Origin of the sequence: Mycobacterium sp. 663a-19, from assembly GCF_035616495.1 — a bacterium.
Taxonomy (GTDB): domain Bacteria; phylum Actinomycetota; class Actinomycetes; order Mycobacteriales; family Mycobacteriaceae; genus Mycobacterium.
In genome coordinates this window covers 287272-308723 of record NZ_JAPJAV010000006.1, presented here as the reverse complement: position 1 = coordinate 308723, position 21452 = coordinate 287272, and the positions used below count along the sequence as shown (strand labels likewise).

21 protein-coding genes are annotated in these 21452 nt (G+C 70.0%); 7 read left to right on the top strand and 14 right to left on the bottom strand.

What is annotated here, in order from left to right; genetic code table 11:
- Nucleotides 1-10 precede the first annotated feature (10 nt).
- Nucleotides 11-676: a phosphate signaling complex protein PhoU gene (gene phoU, locus OQ968_RS13575; protein ID WP_324678566.1), complete on the top strand. Its 666-nt coding sequence runs from the start codon at nt 11-13 to the stop codon at nt 674-676.
- A complete protein-coding gene (gene mgtA / locus OQ968_RS13570) occupies nt 673-3279 on the top strand; it encodes a magnesium-translocating P-type ATPase (RefSeq protein WP_324678564.1) in 2607 nt (868 codons plus the stop codon). The genes phoU and mgtA overlap by 4 nt, the downstream gene beginning before the upstream one ends.
- A 93-nt stretch (nt 3280-3372) precedes the next feature.
- On the opposite strand, the gene OQ968_RS13565 is transcribed toward mgtA, so the two are convergent.
- Nucleotides 3373-3714, bottom strand: a complete 342-nt coding sequence (locus OQ968_RS13565) for a DUF732 domain-containing protein (RefSeq protein WP_324678562.1) — start codon at nt 3712-3714, stop codon at nt 3373-3375.
- 409 nt (nt 3715-4123) lie between these two features.
- Here OQ968_RS13565 and OQ968_RS13560 point away from each other — a divergent pair, with 409 nt between their 5' ends.
- Entirely contained in the window at nt 4124-5041 is a 918-nt protein-coding gene (locus tag OQ968_RS13560) for a PHB depolymerase family esterase (protein ID WP_324678560.1), read from the top strand.
- 6 nt (nt 5042-5047) lie between these two features.
- Here OQ968_RS13560 and nei2 read toward each other — a convergent pair whose 3' ends face one another.
- The 3 genes from nei2 to OQ968_RS13545 are packed head-to-tail and all read right to left on the bottom strand — an operon-like array spanning nt 5048 to nt 11052.
- Complete coding sequence (nei2, locus tag OQ968_RS13555; protein WP_324678557.1) at nt 5048-5803, bottom strand: endonuclease VIII Nei2; 756 nt, start codon at nt 5801-5803, stop codon at nt 5048-5050.
- Entirely contained in the window at nt 5803-10344 is a 4542-nt protein-coding gene (locus OQ968_RS13550) for an ATP-dependent helicase (protein WP_324678555.1), read from the bottom strand. The genes nei2 and OQ968_RS13550 overlap by 1 nt, the downstream gene beginning before the upstream one ends.
- Before the next feature lie 39 nt (nt 10345-10383).
- Nucleotides 10384-11052: a helix-turn-helix domain-containing protein gene (locus OQ968_RS13545; protein WP_324678553.1), complete on the bottom strand. Its 669-nt coding sequence runs from the start codon at nt 11050-11052 to the stop codon at nt 10384-10386.
- 238 nt (nt 11053-11290) lie between these two features.
- On the opposite strand from OQ968_RS13545, the gene OQ968_RS13540 reads away from it, so the two are divergent.
- Nucleotides 11291-11674, top strand: coding sequence for a hypothetical protein (locus OQ968_RS13540; RefSeq protein ID WP_324678551.1), 384 nt, complete (start codon nt 11291-11293; stop codon nt 11672-11674).
- A gap of 13 nt (nt 11675-11687) precedes the next feature.
- Here OQ968_RS13540 and usfY read toward each other — a convergent pair whose 3' ends face one another.
- The 3 genes from usfY to OQ968_RS13525 form a co-directional block, all read right to left on the bottom strand.
- On the bottom strand, nt 11688-11999 hold the full coding sequence (usfY, locus tag OQ968_RS13535) for a protein UsfY (RefSeq protein ID WP_324678549.1): 312 nt from the start codon (nt 11997-11999) through the stop codon (nt 11688-11690).
- Between the two features lie 130 nt (nt 12000-12129).
- A complete protein-coding gene (locus OQ968_RS13530; RefSeq protein WP_324678547.1) occupies nt 12130-12510 on the bottom strand; it encodes a hypothetical protein in 381 nt (126 codons plus the stop codon).
- Nucleotides 12511-12667: 157 nt separating this feature from the next.
- Nucleotides 12668-12817, bottom strand: a complete 150-nt coding sequence (locus tag OQ968_RS13525; RefSeq protein WP_324678545.1) for a hypothetical protein — start codon at nt 12815-12817, stop codon at nt 12668-12670.
- 107 nt (nt 12818-12924) lie between these two features.
- Between OQ968_RS13525 and OQ968_RS13520 the strand changes: the two genes are divergently transcribed.
- Together OQ968_RS13520 and OQ968_RS13515 are read left to right on the top strand one after the other, a co-directional pair.
- Nucleotides 12925-13362: an anti-sigma factor gene (locus OQ968_RS13520; RefSeq protein WP_324678544.1), complete on the top strand. Its 438-nt coding sequence runs from the start codon at nt 12925-12927 to the stop codon at nt 13360-13362.
- On the top strand, nt 13359-14147 hold the full coding sequence (locus tag OQ968_RS13515) for an RNA polymerase sigma factor SigF (protein ID WP_324678542.1): 789 nt from the start codon (nt 13359-13361) through the stop codon (nt 14145-14147). The genes OQ968_RS13520 and OQ968_RS13515 overlap by 4 nt, the downstream gene beginning before the upstream one ends.
- On the opposite strand, the gene OQ968_RS13510 is transcribed toward OQ968_RS13515, so the two are convergent.
- The 7 genes from OQ968_RS13510 to OQ968_RS13480 all read right to left on the bottom strand — a co-directional run bounded on the left by OQ968_RS13510 (nt 14118) and on the right by OQ968_RS13480 (nt 20604).
- The gene (locus OQ968_RS13510) at nt 14118-14540 is read right to left on the bottom strand and encodes an STAS domain-containing protein (protein WP_324678540.1); all 423 of its coding nucleotides are present in this window, start codon (nt 14538-14540) and stop codon (nt 14118-14120) included. The two genes, OQ968_RS13515 and OQ968_RS13510, sit on opposite strands and share 30 nt — an antisense overlap.
- A 217-nt stretch (nt 14541-14757) precedes the next feature.
- Nucleotides 14758-16554, bottom strand: a complete 1797-nt coding sequence (locus OQ968_RS13505) for an acetyl/propionyl/methylcrotonyl-CoA carboxylase subunit alpha (RefSeq protein ID WP_324678538.1) — start codon at nt 16552-16554, stop codon at nt 14758-14760.
- A 127-nt stretch (nt 16555-16681) separates the two neighbouring features.
- Nucleotides 16682-17101: a SufE family protein gene (locus OQ968_RS13500; protein WP_324678536.1), complete on the bottom strand. Its 420-nt coding sequence runs from the start codon at nt 17099-17101 to the stop codon at nt 16682-16684.
- Nucleotides 17101-17991, bottom strand: a complete 891-nt coding sequence (locus OQ968_RS13495) for a sulfurtransferase (RefSeq protein WP_324678535.1) — start codon at nt 17989-17991, stop codon at nt 17101-17103. Before OQ968_RS13495 ends, OQ968_RS13500 begins: the two co-directional genes overlap by 1 nt.
- Before the next feature lie 101 nt (nt 17992-18092).
- Nucleotides 18093-18737, bottom strand: a complete 645-nt coding sequence (locus OQ968_RS13490) for a nucleoside triphosphate pyrophosphatase (RefSeq protein ID WP_324678533.1) — start codon at nt 18735-18737, stop codon at nt 18093-18095.
- The gene (locus OQ968_RS13485; RefSeq protein WP_324678531.1) at nt 18734-18967 is read right to left on the bottom strand and encodes an acyl-CoA carboxylase subunit epsilon; all 234 of its coding nucleotides are present in this window, start codon (nt 18965-18967) and stop codon (nt 18734-18736) included. The genes OQ968_RS13490 and OQ968_RS13485 overlap by 4 nt, the downstream gene beginning before the upstream one ends.
- Nucleotides 18964-20604, bottom strand: coding sequence for an acyl-CoA carboxylase subunit beta (locus OQ968_RS13480; RefSeq protein WP_324678528.1), 1641 nt, complete (start codon nt 20602-20604; stop codon nt 18964-18966). Before OQ968_RS13480 ends, OQ968_RS13485 begins: the two co-directional genes overlap by 4 nt.
- Nucleotides 20605-20639: 35 nt before the next feature.
- Here OQ968_RS13480 and OQ968_RS13475 point away from each other — a divergent pair, with 35 nt between their 5' ends.
- On the top strand, nt 20640-21452 hold the full coding sequence (locus OQ968_RS13475; protein ID WP_324678526.1) for a biotin--[acetyl-CoA-carboxylase] ligase: 813 nt from the start codon (nt 20640-20642) through the stop codon (nt 21450-21452).

Sequence of the window (21452 nt, the reverse complement as noted above, 5' to 3'; positions counted from 1 at the left end):
GAGGCGACCCATGCGAACCGCCTATCACCAGCAGCTGGCCGGCCTGATGGCGCAGCTGGGGGAGATGTGCGGCCTGGCCGGCGCGGCGATGCGGGGCGCGACCCGGGCCCTGTTGGAGGCCGACGTCGCGGCCGCCGAGCGGGTGATCGGCGACCATGACCGGATCGTGACGATGCGCGCCCAGGCCGAAAAGGAGGCGTTCGCGCTGCTGGCGTTGCAGCAACCGGTGGCCCGCGAGCTGCGGGAGATCGTCAGCGCCATACAAATCACCGGCGACGCGGAGCGGATGGGCGCGCTGGCCGTCCACGTGGCCAAGATCGCCCGGCGCGAGTACCCGAAGCGCATCCCGCCCGAGGAGGTCCGCGGGTGCTTCGCCGACATGGCCGAAGTGGCAATCGCCATGGCGGACAGCGCAAAACAGGTGCTGGTGTCGCGCGACCCCCGACAGGCCGCTCAGCTTCACGAGCAAGACGACGCGATGGACCGGCTGTACCGGCACTTGTTTCACGTGCTGATAGACCGGGAATGGAAGCACAGCATCCCCGTTGGCGTCGAGACGGCGTTGCTCGGCCGCTTCTACGAGCGCTTCGCCGACCATGCCGTGGAAATCGGCCGTCGCGTCGTCTTCATGGACAGCGGCGAGCTACCGCCCGAGGATGAGATATCCACCTATTGAGCGCGAACGGGCGCGAACTTGCCGATCGGGTCGCCGCGGCCCCGGTCGACGAGGTCCTGCGCTGGCTGGACAGCTCGCCCGCCGGGTTGTCCGGCGCGGAGGCGTCCGCCCGGCTGGCGCGCTACGGCCCGAACGCGGTGCGGACCCATCACGTCAACGCGCTCGCGGTGCTGGGTCGCCAGTTGCGCAACGCGGTGCTCGTCCTGCTGGCCGGCACCGCCGTCGCCTCGTTCTTTCTCGGCGACAGCATGCAGGCGACCATCATCTTCGTGATCCTGGCGGCCAGCATCGGCCTGGGCTTCGTCAACGAGTACCGCGCCGAGCGGGCCGCCGCGGCGCTGCACGCGGGGATGCAGCACAAGGCGGTGGCGCGCCGCGACGGGAAGTTCGTCACGATCGGTGTCACCGAGCTGGTGCCCGGTGATGTGATCCGGCTGTCGTTGGGCCAGGCCGTGCCGGCCGATGTCCGGCTGATCGATGTCACCGACCTGGAATGCAATGAAAGCATCCTGACGGGGGAATCGGCCGACTCCGCGAAATCGGCACAACCGGTGCCGGCCGGCGCCGAGCTGGCCGAATCGACCGACCTGGCCTTCATGGGCACCATCGTCAGCGCCGGCGAGGGCACCGGCGTGGTGTTCTCGACCGGCAAGAATTCCGAATTCGGGCGCATCGCAGCGGGTTTGGACGAGCGACAGCCCGAAACGGGCTTCCAGGTCGGGTTGCGGCGGTTCTCCTACCTGCTGCTGCAGGTGGCGATCGCGCTGATGCTGATCATCCTGATCAGCAACCTGCTGTTGCGAAAGCCGGTCATCGATTCCGTGCTGTTCTCGCTGGCGATCGCGGTCGGCATCACCCCGCAACTGCTGCCCGCGGTGGTCAGCACCAGCCTCGCGACCGGGTCGCGGCAGCTGGCCAAGGCCAAGGTGCTCGTCAAGCGATTGGTGTGCATCGAGGACCTCGGGGACATCGATGTCTTGATCACCGACAAGACCGGCACCCTGACGGAGGGCCGGATCCGCCTGGTCGACACGATCGATGCGGCCGGCGCGCACAGCGATTCGGTGCGGCGCCTCGGGCTGCTGGCCACCGACGTGGATTCCACCTTGGGTGGCGTCAGCGCCAACCCGCTCGACGCCGCGCTCTGGGAGTCCCCGCGGGCACAGCAACTGGTGGGCGGCGGTGTGCGCCGGGTCGCGATGCTGCCCTTCGACCACGAGCGAAGGGCGACGTCGGTTTTGGTCGACGACGCCGGCAAACGCCTGTTGGTGGTCAAGGGCGCGCCCGAACAGTTGCTGAACCAATGCCGGGCGACGGCGGCGGTCGCGCAGGACACCCTCGCGGGCCTGTTCGCCGCCGGGCGCCGCGTGGTGGCCGTCGCCACCAAGCCGGCGGCCGAGCTGACGGAGCTGACGGGGATCACCGCCGCCGACGAAAGCGATCTGGTGCTGGCCGGGTTCCTGGTTTTCGCCGACGAACCCAAACCCGCGGCGCGCCAATCCCTGTCGCAACTGGCCGAGCTCGGCATCGAGCCCAAGGTCGCCACCGGCGACAATCCGCGAGTCGCCGAAAAGGTGTGTGCCGACCTCGGTTTGGCGTCCAGGGGAACCATCACCGGTGCGCAGCTCGAGGCGTTCGACGACGACGAGTTCGCCGCCGCCGCACAGAATCACACGATCTTCGCCCGCATTTCCCCCGAGCAGAAGGAACGGCTGATCGTCTCGCTGCGGCGCACGGGCAGGGCGATCGGGTTTCTGGGCGACGGTGTCAACGACGCGCTGGCGTTGCACGCCGCCGACGTGGGGATCTCGGTCGACAGCGCCACCGACGTCGCCAAGGACGCCGCCGACGTGGTGCTGCTGGAAAAGGACCTGGGCGTGCTGGCCACCGGTGTGGCGGAGGGCCGGCGAATCTTCGCCAACACGATCAAATACGTGCTCATGGGCACGTCGAGCAACTTCGGCAACATGTTCAGCGCCGCCGCGGCGTCGGCGCTGTTGCCGTTCTTGCCGATGCTGCCCAGCCAGATCCTGTTGAACAACTTGCTCTACGACTCCTCGCAGCTGGCGATACCGACCGACCGGGTCGACGAGGAGCAGCTGCACGCGCCGTCGCACTGGAACGTGGCGTTCATCCGGCGGTTCATGCTGACCTTCGGCCCGATCAGCTCGCTGTTCGACTTCCTGACCTTCGGGCTGATGCTGGGCGTGCTGCACGCCGGCGCCATCGAGTTCCGCACCGGCTGGTTCGTGGAATCGCTTGCGACGCAGACGTTGATCATCTTCGCCATCCGAACGCGCAAGGTTCCGTTCCTGCGCAGCCGCCCCAGCGCGTTACTGGCGGTCACCACCGTCACCGTGGTCGCCGTCGGCGCCGTCCTGACGATCTCGCCGCTGGCGCGCACCCTGGGCTTCACCCCGCTGCCATGGCAGTTCTTCGGCGTGCTGGGTCTGTTCATCGTCAGCTACCTGGTCCTGGTGGAACTCGCCAAGATGATGTTCTACGCCGAGCCGATACACCTCGTCGGGCAGCCGCGTCGCACCCGCGGACGCACCCACCGCATCCGGCGCCGCGCCGCACGGTTCCATGCCGTCAACGGCTGATGCCGTGGGTTCGGCGCTGTATCACCAAGGCCGACAGGACATTTCAGCCCTCGGCCGCATAGCTCGGCCTAGATCGGCCTTAGATCCGCGACGTCAGGACTTGGGCGGGTTGTCCGCGGGAGTCTCCTCCGGCATGTACTGCGGGCAGTACACCTTGATGGCCGCGCCGACGAAGTAGCCGGAGTGGTAGGCGGGCATGTTGCTGCTGTTGAGCACGTCGTTGGCGACGTCGGCCGGGGTGGCGCCGCCGTCGAGCTTCGAGCAGACGGTGTGGCCGGCCTCGACGGCGTGTGCGGACGATACGTGGTCCGTGATGCCCTCGGACTTCAGTATCGAAATGAACTTGTCGTCACTGGTGTCGGCATGAGCCGTCGCCACCGCCGCCAGCGGGCCAAGCAAAGCGATTGCCGCAGCCAGTAGAACGCGGTTGACCATTTCCGATACTCCCCTGAAGTTGTGAACTGCCGACGTCAAATTCGCCCTCAACCTCGACATATTCAGCATTTACGGGATCAGTCTGCTGGGCACCGTGACGGTTGACAACCGCGGCGCCCAGTTAACGATTACTTGTAATGCGTTGTTCATCCGCCGGTTAAGTGCGCGACACAGGAAGGGCACCAAAGGGGCACGATCCCGTATCGCACGCTCGCAGCGGGGCTTTCCGCCACGGCGCGCGGCCGCGGCGCGCGGCCGCGCCAACGGGGAGCCGATCCCGTCGGGCGCCGACGCGAAATCAAATCACGATGATCCAAGCGGCGGCGCGCAACCCGAGCGCGGGCGGTGCAGTGACGAAGGTCATAGGGTGGCGCGGGCCGAGCGCGGTCCGATCGGTAATTTGACCCCCATGCCATGGGCGCGGTTGCTGTCGGTCGGCGTCCTCGCGGCGTGCCTGGTGGGATGCGGCGAGCGGCACGTGTCGGCGGCCAGCCCGCGAGACCTGGCCGGGACGTTCCGCTCCGGCGGAATGGACCGCACCTACACGCTGCACGTGCCGCCGGGCGATCCCGTCGGGCTGGTGCTCAGCCTGCACGGCGGCGGCGGGACGGGGATCGGCCAGCAGAGCCTCACCGACTTCGACACCGTCGCCGATGCCCACAACCTGCTCGTGGCCTATCCCGACGGCTACGACAAGAGCTGGGCCGACGGGCGGGGGGCGTCGCCGGCGGACCGACGCCACATCGACGACGTCGGGTTCCTGGTGGGGTTGGCCGCCAAGCTGCAGAACGACTACCGCATCGCCGCCGGGCACGTGTTCGCCACCGGCATGTCCAACGGCGGCTTCATGTCCAACCGGCTGGCCTGTGACCGCGCCGACGTGTTCGCCGCGATCGCGCCGGTGGCGGGCACGCTGGGCACCGGGGTCACCTGCAACCCGTCGCGGCCGGTCTCGGTGTGGGAGGCGCACGGAACCGCCGATCCGCTGGTGCGTTTCAACGGCGGCGCCGTGCGCGGCCGCGGCGGCGTCAGCCACTCCATCTCGGCCGGCGCCATGGTGAACAAGTGGCGCACGGTCGACGGGTGCCAGGGCGATCCGACGGTGGAGGCGTTACCAAATGTCGGTGACGGCACCGTCGTTCACCGATTCGACTCGACGGCATGCCTGGAGTCCACCGAGGTGGTCTTCTATCAGATCGACAACGGCGGGCACACCTGGCCGGGCGGCAAGCAATACCTGCCCAAGCCGGTCATCGGGTCAACCACGCGGGCGCTGGACGCGTCCGAGGCGATCGCACAGTTCTTCCTGGCGCACGCCAGGGGCTGACCGGGCTCAGCGCTGGCAGGCAGGGCACCAGTACGCCACCCGCTCACCGGTGTCGTCGGATTCGATCGGCGTGCCGCAGCGACGGCAACGCTGACCGGCCCGCCCGTAGACCCACAGCTGCCGGCCCGCCCGGGTGTCACCGGTGGTGCAACGGTTCCAGCGAAATCGGTTGGCCCACAACATGTTCCGGGCACGGGAGACCAGCCGAAGCGGATCGGTGACGGCGCTCACCGGCGCGGTGGGCAGATGCCCGCTGACGAAACACAGTTCGTTGCAATACACGTTGCCGATCCCGGCCAGCACCCGCTGATCCAGCAGGGCCTCGGCGATCGGCCTCTCCGGGCGCGCCGTCAGGTTGGCGGCGGCGACCCGCGGGTCCCAATCCTGGCCCAGCAGATCGGGTCCCAGGTGCGCGACCGCGTCGCCGTCGCGGTCGCGCTCGAGGACCTCCAGCACGCCGAGGTCGACGCCGACGGCCCGCACGGCCCCGGCCTCCAGGACGATCCGGGTTCGGTGGTCGACCCGCATCGGGCGTTCGGCGACCCGCCAGCTGCCGTCCATCTTCAGATGCGAGTGAATGCTGGCCCGCCCCACGCGGATGAACAGGTGCTTGCCCCGGCTGAGCACCTCGTCCACCACCTGCCCGGTGAGGTCTACCGTGGCGTACTTCGGCACCCGGATGTCGCAGCGGGTCAGCGTCCGCCCGGCCAGATGCTGCCGCAGCGTGGCCGCCGTGTGAAAGACGGTGTCGCCCTCGGGCATTAGCGCAGCCGCAACCCGCGCGGGGTCCGAGCGAACCCGGCGGCGGTCAGCGCCGCGTGCACCGGCGAATCCTGCAACTGCAGAACCGGCAACCCGTCGATGCGCTCGACCAGGATCGACGCGACCCGCCGGGCGGCGACCAGATCGGCCAGCGCCGCGGCCGCCGCGTGGTCGGCGGCGGGATCGTCGGTGAAGGTCAGCAGCGAGCGCCCGCCGCGCTCGAGGAACCAAACCAGCTCGCCGTCCACCAGCACCACCAGCGCCCCGGCCTTGCGGCCCGGCCGCGCCGCGGGCCGCTCCTCGCTCGAGGCAGGCCAGGGCAGCGCGGCGCCGTAGGGGTTCGCGGGGTCGGCGGCGGTCAGCACGACCGCCCGGTATTCGGGCCGTTCCGGGTCGACCCCGTCGAGGTAGCCACGCAGCCGGTCCACGGTCGACGCGACGGCGAACTGGGCACCGCCCAGCGACTCGACGAAATAGCCGCGCTGGCACCTGCCGGCCTCCTCGAACGTGCTCAGCACCTTGTAGAGGGTGGCAAATCCGCCCGGAACGCCCTCGGCGGTCACCGCGCCGCGGGTCAGCACGCCGTGCCGGTTCAGCAGCAGCTCGGCCTGGTAGTGGGCCCGCACCGTGGAATCCGGCTCGGGAGCCGGCAGCGCCGACCACCGGCCGGCCACGGTGGGGTCGGTGCTGCGCTGCTGGGCGTGCGCGACGCTGTAGCGGCTCAGCCGCGGCGGGCGGTGCGCCCGGTGCGCGGGCGCCGACCGCCTGCGGGCGGCCGCGCCGCCGAGCACGGCGCGCACCGGGGCGAACGTGTCGCCGGCGACCCGGCCCGCCCAGATCAGTTCCCACAGCGCGGCTTTGAGCGCCGCCTCGCCGACCCCGTCCCGCGCCAGCTGCCGGAAGAAGTACCCGCCGCCGCCGGCCAGCGTGTCCAGGATCGCGCGGTGGGCGTCGGTGAGGTCGATCTCGGCGGGGCCGGCCAGGGTCAGGGGCGCGGAATCGCTCGTGTGCAGCGCAATCCAGCCGTCGCTGCCCGAGATCGCACCCGCACCCGACCAGGTGACCTCGCCGGTCGCGAGCAGCTCGTCGAGCATCGCGGGGGAGTAGTCACGCACCCGCGGGGCGAGCACCAGAGGCTCGATCGCCGAGGCCGGCAGCCGCACGCCGGCCAGCTGCTCGACGACCGACATCAGCCCGTCCAGGCCGGCGTGCCCCGCCGAATCCGGGCCGCCCACCCGGTGCCACGCCGGCAGGAATCGCCCGTAGGCCGCGGTGCTGACCGGCTCGACCTGGGCGCGCAGCGCCGCCAGCGAGCGCCGCCGCAGGATGCGCAGGACCTCTGTGTCGCACCACTGCTCGGCCCCCGGGCCGGGCACCCCGGCGGCGACGAAGTCGCCGCGCACCAGCCGCCCGTCGTCGGCCAGCCGGCCCAGCACGTCGACGGTCACCCGCAGTCCAAGCCCGAACCGGGCGGCGGCCTCGGCGGTGGTGAACGGGGTGTGGGTGCGCGCGTAGCGGCCCAGCAGCTCGCCCAGCGGGTCGGCCACCTGCTCGGTGAACGCGTCCGGGACGCCGGGCGGGACCGCGGCCCCGACCCCGTCGCGCAGCCGGCCGATGTCCTCGACCGCCACCCACCAGCTGCGGCCGGCGAACGACGCGGTCAGCGCGCGCCGGGCCGCGCGTAACCCTTCCAGCCAGCCGCCCACGTCGGCGACGTCGGTGCGCGCGGCGACCTCGTCCTCGGTCAGCGGCCCGAGCAGCCGCAGCAGGTCCGCGACCCCCTCGGCGTCGCGGGCCGCCCGGTCGGGGGCCAGGTGCTGCAACTGGCGGCCGGTCGCCGCGATCACCTCCGGATCGAGCAGCTCGCGCAGCTCGACGCGGCCGAGCAGCTCGGCCAGCAGCGTGCTGTCCAGCGACAGCGCGGCGGCGCGGCGCTCGGCCAGCGGGGAGTCACCCTCGTACATGAACGCGCCGACGTAACCGAACAGCAGCGACGCCGCGAACGGGGAGGGCGTGGCGGTCTCGGTCTCGAGCACCCGCACGCGGCGGTCGGCGATGCCGGCCATCAGCTCGACCAGCGCCGGGACGTCGTAGACGTCCTGCAGGCATTCCCGGATGGTCTCCAGCACGACCGGGAAGTCGGGGTATTTGCGGGCGACGTCGAGTAGCTGCGCCGCGCGCTGGCGCTGATGCCACAGCGGCGAGCGGCGGCCCGGGTGGCGGCGGGGCAGCAGCAGGGCGCGCGCCGCGCATTCGCGGAACCGCGACGCGAACAACGCCGACCCGCCCACCTCGGACGTGACGAGCGGGTCGATCTCGTCGGCGTCGAAGACGAACAACTCGGCGCCCGGCGGGCGTTCGGCGGTGTCGGACAGGGTGTCGGGCAGGCGCACCACGATGCCGTCGTCGGAGGCGGTCGGTTTCTCGTCGATGCCGTAGCGCTCGTACAGGCGCCGCCCCACCGCCAGCGCGAGCGGCCCGTTCACCCGCAGCCCGTACGGCGAGTGCAGGATCACCCGCCAGTCGCCCAGCTCGTCGCGGAACCGCTCCACCAGCAACGTGGTGTCGGTGGGGACCGCGTTGGTGGCGGCCTTCTGGTCGGCCAGCAGCTTCCACAGGTTCTCGGTCGCGTAGGCGTCGAAACCCAAACCGGCACAGCGACTTTCGAACGCTTCGCGGTCCATGCCGGCCAGCTCGCCGGTGAACGCGCCGAGCGCGGCCCCCAGCTCGGCGGGCCGGCCGACGTCGTCGCCGCGCCAGAACGGCAGCCGGGCCGGCTGGCCCGGCGCGGGGATCACCAGCACCCGGTCGTGGGTGATCTCTGTGATCCGCCAGCTGGTGGCCCCCAGCGAGATGACATCGCCGGGCCGCGACTCGTAGACCATCTCCTCGTCGAGTTCGCCCACCCGCGAAGGCTTTTCGGCCTCGCTGGCGAGGTAGACCGTGAACAGTCCGCGGTCGGGGATGGCGCCGCCGGAGGTGACGGCCAGCCGCTGCGCGCCGGGCCGCGCGGTCAGCGTGCCGGCGTCGCGATCGTAGACCAGCCGCGGCCGCAGCTCGGCGAACTCGGTGGACGGGTACTTGCCGCTCAACAGGTCCAGGGTGGCCTCGAACACGCTGCGCGGCAGGGTCGCGAACGGCGCGGCCCGCCGCACGGTGTCGAACCACCGGTCGGCGTTCAGCGGCTCCAGCGCCGCCGCCGCCACGGTGTGCTGAGCCAGGATGTCGAGCGGGTTGGCGGGCACCCGCATGTTCTCGATCTGCCCGGCGAGCATCCGCTGCACGGTCACCGCGCAGCCGATCAGGTCGGCGCGATGCTTGGGGAACAGCACGCCGCGCGAGACCTCGCCGACCTGATGTCCGGCCCGCCCGATGCGCTGCAGCCCGCTGGCCACCGATGGCGGCGCCTCCACCTGGATCACCAGGTCGACGGCGCCCATGTCGATGCCCAGCTCCAGGCTCGACGTGGCGACCACCGCCTTGAGCTGCCCCCGTTTGAGGGCTTCTTCGACCACGGCGCGCTGTTCCTTGCTGACCGAGCCGTGGTGGGCGCGCGCCAGCACGGCGTCGGCGCCATAGGTCTGGCCGCTGCCCAGCAAGTGGGCCGGCGCCCCGCCGGGCACCCGCGGATTGGCCTCGGCCGGCAGGTCGACACCACAGCGCTCGGCGTGAATCTCGTTGAGCCGCGCGGTGAGTCGCTCGGCCAGCCGCCGCGAATTGGCGAACACGATGGTCGAGCCGTGCGCCTCGATCAGGTCGACCAGCCGCGCCTCGACGTCGGGCCAGATGGTGTTGTTCGCCAGGTTGGCCATGTCGGGCACCGGCACCTGCACGGTGAGCTCGACGGTCTTGGCCGACGGCGGGGCCACGATGGTTGTCGGGGCCCGTCCGGACAGGAACCGGGCGAGCTCCTCCGGCGGGCGCACGGTCGCCGACAACCCGATGCGCTGGGCGGGCCGCCCGTCCCGCAACTCGTCGAGGCGCTCCAGCGACAGGGCCAGGTGCGCGCCGCGCTTGCCGCCGGCGATCGCGTGGATCTCGTCGACGATCACCGTCCGCACGCCCGCCAGGGTTTCGCGCGCGGCCGAGGTCAGCATCAGGAAGAGCGACTCCGGGGTGGTGATCAGGACGTCGGGCGGGGAGTTGATGAGCTGACGGCGAACGGCGGGCGGCGTGTCACCGGAGCGGACCCCGACGCTGATGTCCGGGGCGGGCAGGCCCTGGCGCTGCGCGATGCGGGTGAGGCCGGCCAGCGGGGTGCGCAGGTTGCGCTCGACGTCGACGGCCAGCGCCTTGAGCGGCGAGACGTAGAGCACCCGGGTGCCCGACGGGCGGTCGGCGGAGCCGGCCAGGCTGTCCAGCGCCCACAGGAAGGCCGCCAGCGTCTTACCGGACCCGGTCGGGGCGATCACCAGGGTGTTGTCGCCGTCGGCGATGGCATCCCAGGCGTCGGCCTGCGCGGCGGTCGGGGCGGCGAAGGTGCTGGCGAACCACTCGCGGGTGATCGCGCTGAACCGGCCCAGCGGGTCGCGGGTGCTCATCACGCCATCGTGCCAACGGGCACCGACAAAAACGATTCCCTAGCGCGGCTCGAGACGCGCGGTCTCCATCGCGTGGGACAGCTCCTCGGGGATCTCGGGCACCCGGGCGATCGCGTCGAACAGCGCGTGCGCGCACGAATCGGCGAGGCGATCGGCGTTGCACGTGGGGTCGATGATGCGCTGCCGGCATGTCTCGAAGGTGAACGCGAGCCAGCCGTGGCAGATCACCCGCAAGTCCCGCTCGACATCCGGATCAAGCTTGGTCCCCAGCTTGTCCACGAGCTCGGTGATGCGGCTCATGATGTGTTCCATCTGGCGGTTCTTGGCGTCGTCCTCGACGCCCAGCAGGACCGGGTCCGACCGGCCCAGGCCGACGTACGCCGCCCACGCCGCCTCGGGGTTCTGCTCGTGGTAGGCCATGTACGCCATCACGCCGGAGCGCACCTCTTCGAACATCGTCAGGCCGGTGGCGGTGTCCATGTTGGTGGTTTCGTACAGCCGATCGGCCTCGTCCTTGACGACCGCGGCGAAGAACGCCCGCTTGTCGGGGAAGTAGTGATACATCAGTGCCCGGGACACCCCGGCGCGCTCGGCGATCTCGTCGATGCGGACCTCGTCGTAGGGCCGCTTCCCGAAAACCTCCGCACCTAGCGCGAGCAACTCGGCGCGCCGATCCTCTGGCGATAACCGCCTCCTGGCTGTCGGCATGTGTCAGATAGTACTCACGGCGTTCAAGATCACCGGCGGACTGCGGTTATCCGCGGCGGTGAAGCGGCGGTGAAGTCCGGCGGACGCTGTTTGGCCGGGCTTAGGCCTGGGTATGTGCTCCCATGCGCCTTCCCGGCTGCTCGGAAAAGCGCGGATTCGACAGACAGTTTCATAACGCGGTAACCAATATGAGGTAACGAACGAAGGACTAAGAGCAGCCAGAAGCGGGGGTTCTCAGATGCCGAAAGCCGATGAGCGGTCACGCGGGGACCGTTTGGGCCAGGAAGACGGCGAAGTACACGCCGCCATCCGCTTTGCCGTCCTGGCGACGGCCGCCGGGATCGGCTTCGTCGTGCTGGCCGCGTTGTGGGTCAGCACGTGTCCGGGAACGGGCGTCGACACGGTGGCGTGCGGCGCGCCCCAGCGGACGCTGCTGGCGTTCGGGGGACCGCTGATCCTCTTCGGCGGCGGGATCTGGGCGTTCCTGCGCACCTACCGGGTGTGGCGCGCCGAGGGCATCTGGTGGGCATGGCACGGCGCGGGCTGGTTTTTGCTGACGCTGACCGCGTTGACGGTGTCCATGGGCGTGCCGGCGATCGCCGGCCCGGTGCTGGCCCTTTGACCAGCCCCTTTCGCTAGTTTTGCGCGGCGCGCTGCCGCGGCGGTGCGTCGGCGACCTGCCACTGCTCGTCGATGCGGCGCACCCGGCGCAGCTCCATCACGAACCAAAGCGCGCCGGCGACCGTTCCGAGCACGGCGACCAGCACGGTCGTGGGCAGCCATTCGGAATGCCCGTAGGCGGCGGTGACCGCGGTGCTGATCATCCCGGCAACCGCGACGACGAGCAGGATGAACCCCGGCCAGAAGAGATTGTCCTTCATCGTGATGCCGGCGTGGGGTTGCGTGGTCCGGAAATGATCCGTCGGGTCGTGATGCCTGTCTCCCATCAACCTCTCCCTCCGCCATCGGATGAGATACCCGAAATGCTACCCATTCGGCGGGCCTTGCGAAACCGCAAATCCACCGCTGACCAGCGGCGCAGCCGTTCGGGCGACTACCGTTTTGGTCAGGATTCGGTCAGGTCGAGCCGGCCGGGCCGCGAACCAGCGTCTCGGGCAGCGAAATCGCCCCGACAGTCGTCACCAGCCAGACCACGACCGTGGTGGCGACCCAGGATGCGGCGCCGCCGATGGTGATCCCGTGGGTGAATTGCGTGGCCAGACCCAACGCGACGATCGTCAACGCCAGGCCGGTGGCCCCGAGCAGGAGCGACGCGTAGGCCCGGGGCAACTTCAGGATCCACAGCGACAGGATCGCCTGCGACACCGAGAACAGCACGACGGCGACGATGAACCCGGAAGCCGTCACCGAAACGCCGGGAACCACCCACGCCGCCACGAGCAGCCCGATCGCCCACGGCGCCAGAAGCACAACTGCCCGCAGCAGAATTTGCCTCATGACGTCAAGTGTAGGTCGCACGCAGGGCACCGGTAAGGCTCATCGGAAACGCTCCGGACGCGCGTCAGGAAACCCACGCCTGAATGGGTTACGCGCCCGGTAGAGCGGGTACCTGGTCTAGACCATGATTGAGTGCCGCAATGCTGCGTTAGCGTGGTTACCCCATCATGGGGGACAGAATCACGAAAGCACCGACGTAGATGGCTATCGCGATAACGAGCAATACGACCAGCGTGATCCCGGCGATGACCGCGACGCGTTTGAGCCGGCGCGTCCGAACCGTGTCGGTCGTGTCAGGCCCGTTCATATCGGGTGTAATACCCGGCGGGAACCATGACTAACCGGCTCGATCACGAGGTCGAAGGCGGCCCGCAAGGCGAAAGTAGTGTCAGTCAAACATTGCCGGGAGACCATATGACCGATGCGCTATTGCGCGGTGACAAGCGCCAACGGGGGCAACGCGCCGTCGAGGTGCATGTGGCCGCACGCCTGGAGAACCTCGCCATGCTGCGGACCCTGGTCGGTGCGATCGGCACCTTCGAGGACCTCGATTTCGACGCCGTGGCGGACCTGCGCCTCGCGGTCGACGAAGTGTGCACCCGGTTGATCCGGTCGGCCACCCCAGATGCGACGCTCGTCGTCGTGGTCGACCCGCGAGACGACGAGTTGATAGTGGAGGCGTCCGCCGCGTGCGACACCCACGACGTGGTGGCGCCCGGCAGCTTCAGCTGGCACGTGCTGACGTCGTTGGCCGACGACGTCCAGACTTTCCATGACGGTCGCGAGCCCAGCGAAACCGGCAGCGTTTTCGGCATTGCGCTGACGGCGCGGAAGGCGGCCGCCGGCAGGTGACGGCCCGAGATGCCGGCCGTTCGGATTCGCGCCCGAACGAGTACGCGGACGTTCCGGACATGTTCCGGGAGTTGGCCACCTTCCCCGCCGACTCGATGGAATTCCAGCGCCAGCGCGACAAGATCGTCGAGCGCTGCCTGCCGCTGGCCGATCACATCGCCCGGCGGTTCGAGGGCCGGGGCGAACCGCGTGACGACCTGGTTCAGGTCGCGCGGGTCGGATTGGTCAACGCCGTCGTCCGGTTCGACATCGACGCTGGGTCCGACTTCGTCTCGTTCGCGGTGCCCACCATCATGGGCGAGGTCCGGCGGCACTTCCGCGACAACAGCTGGTCGGTCAAGGTTCCCCGGCGCCTGAAGGAACTGCACCTGCGGCTGGGCACCGCCACCGCCGACCTGTCGCAGCGGCTGGGCCGGGCCCCGACCGCGACCGAGCTCGCCGGCGAACTGGGAATGGACCGCGACGAGGTCATCGAGGGCCTGGTCGCGGGCAGCTCGTACAACACCCTGTCCATCGACAGCGGCGGCGGCAGCGACGACGACGACGCCCGCGCGATCGCCGACACCCTGGGCGACGTGGACGCCGGGCTGGATCAGATCGAGAACCGGGAGTCGCTGCGCCCCCTGCTCGAGGCGCTGCCCGAGCGGGAGCGAACGGTGTTGGTACTGCGGTTCTTTGAGTCGATGACGCAGACGCAGATCGCCGAGCGGGTCGGCATCTCACAGATGCACGTGTCCCGGCTGCTGTCGAAGTCGCTAGCCCGTCTGCGGGACCAGCTGCAGTAGCGGCCGCCGGGCCTGGCTCGCGGCCCAGGTGATCGACCTCAGCAGCGGCTGGTCGGCCGGTGTCGTCACCGGCAGCGCGCCGTCGGGGTCGCAGAGCCGCAGCAACCGCGACACCGCCGCGCTGTTCACCATCGCCCAGGACGCCTGGGCGGCCGAGCACACCACGTTGATCCGGTGCAGCGCCGAAAAACCGGCGGTGCCAATGAATTCCAGGCCGCGCAGGTCCAGGATCACCCGCCGCGACGGGCTGACGCTGCGCTGCACGTACGCGACGAGCTGGTCAGAGTTGGCGGCGTCGAGTTCACCGTCGACTGTGATCACCGTGCCCGCCGGTTCTCTGCGGGCACTGAATTGGGCCGTGCGGCTTTGTTGCCAAGATTGGGCCACAGACATGCTTACTCACTCCCTCACTACCGGAGGATTCGTGCTGTCGATACGCCGACCGACCTGGTAATTGCTGTCGGGGCCAGGGAATTCGCTCAACCCTGCGTCATCGACGTATCCGGGCGGCTGTGAACTCAACCTGTCCTGAACCCTACCCGCGGTCGGCGCAGTCCGACAATGTTCTGTGAATTCTCTGAACCGATTCTCAGGAACGCTGGTCGGGCGCCTATTTGATCTCGGCGAGCACCGTGCCCTGGGTGATGGCGGCACCCGCTTCGACCGCGAGCCCGGTGATGGTGCCGTCCTTGTGCGCGGTGACCGGGTTCTCCATCTTCATCGCCTCGAGGACCACCACCAGATCGCCGGCGGCGACCTGCTGCCCCTCCTCGACCGCGACCTTGACCACGGTGCCCTGCATCGGCGCGGTCACGGCGTCACCCGAGGCCGCGGCGCCGGAGTGCGATCCCCGCTTGCGCGGCTTGGGCTTTTTGCGGATCGCGCCGACGGCGTCGGTGGTGGCGCCGTTGGACAGCGCCAGGTCCGCGGGCAGCGACACCTCCAGCCGGCGTCCGCCGACCTCGACCACGACCTTCTGCCGCGGCCTTGCGTCCTCATCGTCGAGCGGCTCCCCGCCGGTGAAGGGCTCGACGGTGTTGTTCCACTCGGTCTCGATCCAGCGGGTGTGCACCGAGAAGCCGTCGTCGTCGCCGATGAACGCAGGGTCGCGCACGATGGCCCGGTGGAACGGGATGACGGTGGCCAGCCCCTCGACCTCGAACTCGTCGAGCGCCCGACGCGCCCGCGCCAGCGCCTCGGCCCGGGTTCCGCCGTGCACGATCAGTTTGGCCAGCATGGAGTCGAACTGGCCGCCGATCACCGAGCCGGTCTCCACCCCGGAGTCCAGCCGCACGCCCGGGCCCGACGGCGGGTGGAACTTGTTCACCGGGCCCGGCGCGGGCAGGAAGTTGCGGCCGGCGTCCTCGCCGTTGATGCGGAACTCGATGGCGTGCCCGCGCGGCGTCGGGTCCTCGGTGATGTCGAGCTTCTCGCCGTTGGCGATCCGGAACTGCTGCAGCACCAGGTCCACCCCCGCGGTCTCCTCGGTCACCGGGTGCTCGACCTGCAGGCGGGTGTTGACCTCCAGGAACGAGATCAGGCCGTCCTGGCCCACCAGGAACTCCACCGTCCCGGCGCCGTAGTAGTGCGCCTCCTTGCAGATCCGCTTGGCCGACTCGTGGATCTCCTTGCGCTGCGCGTCGGTCAGGAACGGCGCCGGCGCCTCCTCGACCAGCTTCTGGTAGCGGCGCTGCAGCGAGCAGTCGCGGGTGCCGGCGACGACGACGTTGCCGTGCTGGTCGGCGATCACCTGCGCCTCGACGTGGCGGGGCTTGTCGAGGTAGCGCTCGACGAAGCACTCACCACGGCCGAACGCGGCCGTCGCCTCGCGCACCGCCGACTCGTAGAGCTCGGGGATCTCCTCGAGGGTGCGGGCCACCTTCATGCCCTTGCCGCCGCCGCCGAAGGCGGCCTTGATCGCGATCGGGACGCCGTACTCCTTGGCGAAGGCCACCACCTCGTCGGCGTCCTTGACCGGGTCGGGGGTGCCGGGAACCAGCGGCGCCTGCGCGCGGGCGGCGATGTGGCGGGCGGTGACCTTGTCGCCCAGGTCGCGGATCGACTGCGGGCTGGGCCCGATCCAGATCAGGCCGGCGTCGATGACCGCCTGGGCGAAGTCGGCGTTCTCCGACAGGAAGCCGTAGCCGGGGTGGATGGCGTTGGCGCCGGACTTCGCGGCCGCGTCGAGCAGCTTGCCGAAGTCCAGGTAGGACTCGGCCGACGTTTGACCACCCAGGGCGAACGCCTCATCGGCCAGGCGCACGTGGGGCGCCTCGGCGTCCGGCTCGGCGTACACCGCCACGCTGGGCAGGCCCGCATCGCGGGCCGCGCGGATCACCCGGACAGCGATCTCGCCGCGGTTGGCGACGAGCACCTTGGAGATCCTCGAGCTGGCGTGACTAGCCACTGCGCCTCCTGTTGGCATATCTGCAGACGGATTTTCTGCGGGCTTCTCTAAGAGAGTTTCTTACAACTTTGGGAAGTCTAAGCGGCGCGCCGACGCGCCGACGAGGCGGTGCCGGAATTCCACGTTTTCAAGGGGTCTCGCGCAATCGGCGCTTGATGCGGGCCAGCATCGCCGACATGCCGCGCAACCGCAGCGGGCTGATCAGAGTGGCCAGGCCCAGGTCGGTGTAGAAGTCCTCGGGCACCGCCAGGATGTCGGCGGCGGGCTGCTCGTCGAGGCCGGCGGCCAGGATCGAGGCGAACCCGCGGGTGGTCGGCGCCTCGGCGGGCGCGCTGAAGTACAGCCGCACCCGGTTGGGGTCGTGCGCGTCGACATGCAGGAACAGCGGCGACTGGCACTCGGGCACCGGCTCCATCGCCGCCTCTTCGAGGTCGGACGGCAGCGCCGGCAGGTCGTTGGCGAATTCCAGCAGCAGCGTCAGCTTGTCCTGGCCCTGGACTTCGGCGAAGTCGGACACCACCTCGGCCAGCGGGGCGGGCATGCTCATCAGACCGAAACGGCTCCCGGCTCTTCGCCCGCGACGATCGGCACCCGCACGGTGTTGCCCCACTCGGTCCAGGACCCGTCGTAGTTGCGCACGTCGGGCTTGCCCAGCAGGTGGGTGAGCACGAACCAGGTGTGGCTGGACCGCTCGCCGATGCGGCAATAGACGACGGTCTTGTCGTCGGGCTGCAGGAAGCCGTACAGCTCGTCCAGCTCCGCGCGGCTGCGGAACCGGCCGCTGTCGTCGACCGCCTTCCCCCACGGGATCGAGCGGGCGGTGGGAATGTGCCCGGCGCGCAGCGCGCCCTCCTCGGGGTAGTCGGGCATGTGGGTGCGCTTGCCGGTGTACTCCTCGGGCGAGCGCACGTCGATCAGCGGCTGGCTGCCGAGGATGCCCAGCACGTCCTCCTTGAAGGCGCGGATCGGCGCGTCGTTGCGGTCGACGACGGGGTAGCCGGTCGACGTCTTGGTCGGGACCTCCAGGGTGGTCTCGCGGCGGTCGGACAGCCACAGGTCGCGCCCGCCGTTGAGCAGCCGCACGTCGGGATGGCCGAACAGGGTGAAGACCCACAGCGCGTAGGCCGCCCACCAGTTGCTCTTGTCGCCGTAGATCACCACCGTGTCGTCGCGGGCGATGCCCTTGCGGTCCATCAGCTCGGCGAACTGCTCGCCGTTGATGTAGTCGCGCACCCTGGGGTCGTTGAGGTCCGTGTGCCAGTCGATCTTGACCGCGCCGGGAATGTGGCCGACGTCGTAGAGCAGCACGTCCTCGTCGGACTCGACGATCGCCAGGCCGGGGGCGCCCATGTTGGCGGATAGCCAGTCGGCGGTGACCAGCCGTTCGGGGTGGGCGTATTCCTTCAGGGACGGGTGTGGATCGGGGGGTAACGGCACGCTTTCGAGCCTACCGCTGGCGCCGCAAGCACCGCCGCTCCCACCGGTCTGCTGCGACACTTAAACGTCTGTGAGAACACGCCGAGGCGCGTCGCAAACGATTAAGTCTCGGGGATGTTGGCCGCCCACAGCGCGGCCACCGACAGCCCGGCCCGCCGCAGCAGGGACCGCAGCAGCGGCAGGCTCACGCCGATCACGTTCGACGGGTCGCCGTCGATCCCGTCGACAAACCAGCCGCCCAGCCCGTCCAGGGTGAAACCGCCCGCCACTTGCAGCGGTTCGCCCGACGCGACGTACGCGCGCAGGTCCGCGTCGCCGGGTTCGGCGAAATGCACTGTGGTACAAGCCGGTTCGACCTCGCTGTGGGTTATCCCGCCGTCGCGCAGCCGCAGCAGGCAGTGCCCGGTGTGCAGCCGGCCCGGCCGGCCGGCGATCAGCCGCCACTGCTCCAGGGCGGCGTCGCCGGACTGCGGCTTTCCGCACAGCCGGCCGTCGATGTAGAGCATCGAATCGCAGCCGATCACAACGCAATCGGCGGAAACCGAGCGGTCCAGCCCGTCGGCCACCCGTTCGGCCTTGGCCCGCGCCAGGGCGCACACCATTTCGTCGGGCGACGCGTCCGGGCCCAGGGCGGCGGCGATGCGGTCCTCGTCGACCCCGGAGACGACGACCAGCGGATCGATGCCGGCCTGGCGCAGCACCTTGAGCCGGCCCGGCGAGGCCGACGCCAGCACCACCCGGGTCAATGCCGCATGTGGGTCATTTGCTGCATGGTGAGCCGCTGGTAGTTGGACATCGCAAAGCGCAGCCGGTCCACCGGGAGCCCCCAGCGGGTGCGCTCGGGCTGCGGCGGTGCCGGCGCACCCCCGGCGCAGCCCAGCACCGCGATCAGCGCGGCCAGCTCCTCGGCGCTGGGTTGCCCCTTGAGGATCCGGATGTGCGGCTCGTGCGCGTGTTCCTCGGTCACAGCGCTCACAGCGGGATGTTCCCGTGCTTCTTGGGCGGCAGGTGCGCGATCTTGCGCTCCATCAGGCGCAGCGCGGTGCCGATGTAGCCGCGCGTGTGCGACGGCGGGATCACCGCGTCGACGTAGCCGCGCTCGGCCGCGACGTACGGGTTCACCAGCGTGTCCTCGTACTCCTGCTGCAGCTGCAGCCGCAGCGCGTCGACGTCCTTGCCCTCCTTGGCGGCCTCGGCCAGCTGCTTGCGGTAGACGAACCCGACCGCGCCGGAGGCGCCCATCACCGCGATCTGGGCCGTCGGCCACGCGATGTTGACGTCGCAGCCCATGTCCTTGGAGCCCATGACGCAGTAGGCCCCGCCGTAGGCCTTGCGGGTGATCACGGTGATCTTCGGGACGGTGGCCTCGCCGTAGGCGAACAGCAGCTTGGCGCCGCGCCGGATGATGCCGTTGTATTCCTGGCCGGTGCCCGGCAGGAAGCCGGGGACGTCCACCAGCATCACGATCGGGATGTTGAAGCAGTCGCAGGTCCGCACGAAGCGGGCCGCCTTCTCCGAGGCGTCGATGTCCAGGCAGCCGGCGAAGTGGGTCGGCTGGTTGGCCACGATCCCGACCGGCCGGCCCTCGATGCGGCCGAACCCGACCACGATGTTCTGGGCGTAACCGTTCTGGATCTCCAGGAACTCGTCGTCGTCGAGGATGCGGGTGATCACCTCGTGCATGTCGTAGGGCTGGTTGGGCGAGTCCGGGATCAGCGTGTCGAGCTCGATGTCCTCGTCGGTGAGGTTGTCCTCGATGGGGCCCTCCGGGATGGGCGCGGCGTAGCGGGGCGGGTCGGTCGCGTTGTTGGGCGGCAGGTAGCTCAGCAGGTCGCGGACCCATTCGAAGGCGTCCTGCTCGCCCGACGCGACGTAGTGCGCGGTGCCGGACTTGGCCATGTGGGTGTGGGCGCCGCCGAGCTCCTCCATGGTGACGTCCTCACCGGTGACCGTCTTGATGACGTCGGGTCCGGTGATGAACATCTGACTGGTCTGGTCGACCATCACCACGAAGTCGGTCAGCGCCGGCGAGTATACGTGCCCGCCCGCGGCGGCGCCCATGATCAGCGAGATCTGCGGGATGACGCCGGAGGCCAGGATGTTGTTGCGGAAGATGCGGCTGTACAGGCCCAGCGAGACGACACCCTCCTGAATGCGCGCCCCCGCGCCGTCGTTGATGCCGATCAGCGGGCGGCCGGTCTTGATCGCCAGCTCCTGCACCTTGACGATCTTCTCGCCGTAAACCTCGCCCAGGCTGCCGCCGAACACGGTGGCGTCCTGGCTGAAGATGCATACGTCGCGGCCGTCGATGGTGCCGTAGCCGGTGATCACGCCGTCGCCGAGGGGCCGGTTCGCCTCCAGGCCGAAGTTGGTGCTGCGGTGCCGGGCCAGGGCGTCGAGCTCGACGAACGAGTCCTCGTCGAGCAGCGCGAGGATGCGCTCGCGGGCGGTCAGCTTGCCCTTGGCGTGCACCTTCTCGACGGCCTCTTCACCCACCGGGTGCAGCGACTCCTCCCGGCGCTTGTGCAGCTCGGCCAGCTTGCCCGCGGTGGTGTGGATGTCGATCGTGTGCTCGGTGGACCGCTCTGCGGTGTGGTCCGAAACGCTTGTCATGGGACTCGATGTTATCGGCAGCCCTAAGCTGGGCCGTGATGGACCGGGATCAGCTGAGAACGCCGTTGAACCAGGCCGCGCTGCGGGCCGAGCTGATCGGGACCGGGCTGGGCTGGCGGCAGCTCGACGTCGTCGAGCAGACCGGCTCCACCAACGCCGACCTGCTGGCGCGGGCCGAGTCGGGCGAAGACGTCGCCGGGGCGGTGCTGATCGCCGAACACCAGACCGCCGGTCGCGGGCGCCATGGCCGCGGCTGGTCGGCGTCGGCGCGCGCCCAGATCACCATGTCGGTCGGCGTCAGCGTCGTCGACGTCCCGACGGAGGGGTGGGGCTGGCTGTCGCTGGCCACCGGTGTGGCGGTGGTCGACGCGGTGGCCCCGCTGCTCGAACCGGCCGGCGTTGAAGTCGGGCTCAAGTGGCCCAACGACGTGTTGGCCGGGGGCGGCAAGCTGGCCGGCATCCTTTCCGAGGTCGCGAGGCCGGTGGTGGTAATCGGCTTGGGGCTCAACGTGACTCAGGCGCCCGAGGAGGTCGACGGCACCGGGGCGACCTCGCTGCTGGACCTCGGGGTGCCCGCGCCCGACCGCGGCCGGCTGGTCGCCGATGTGTTGCGCGAACTCGGCGGCCGCATCACCACCTGGCGGCTCGCACGCGGCGCCGACTGGCAGCTGGCCGCGGACTACCGCGCCCGCAGCCTGACCATCGGCACCCGGGTGCGCGCCGAGCTGCCCGGCGGCAGGGAGGTCGTCGGGACCGCGAGCGCCGTCGACGACCAGGGCCGGCTGTGTGTGGAGACCGGCACGGAGACCGTCGTCGTTTCGGCCGGTGACGTCGTGCATTTGCGGTAA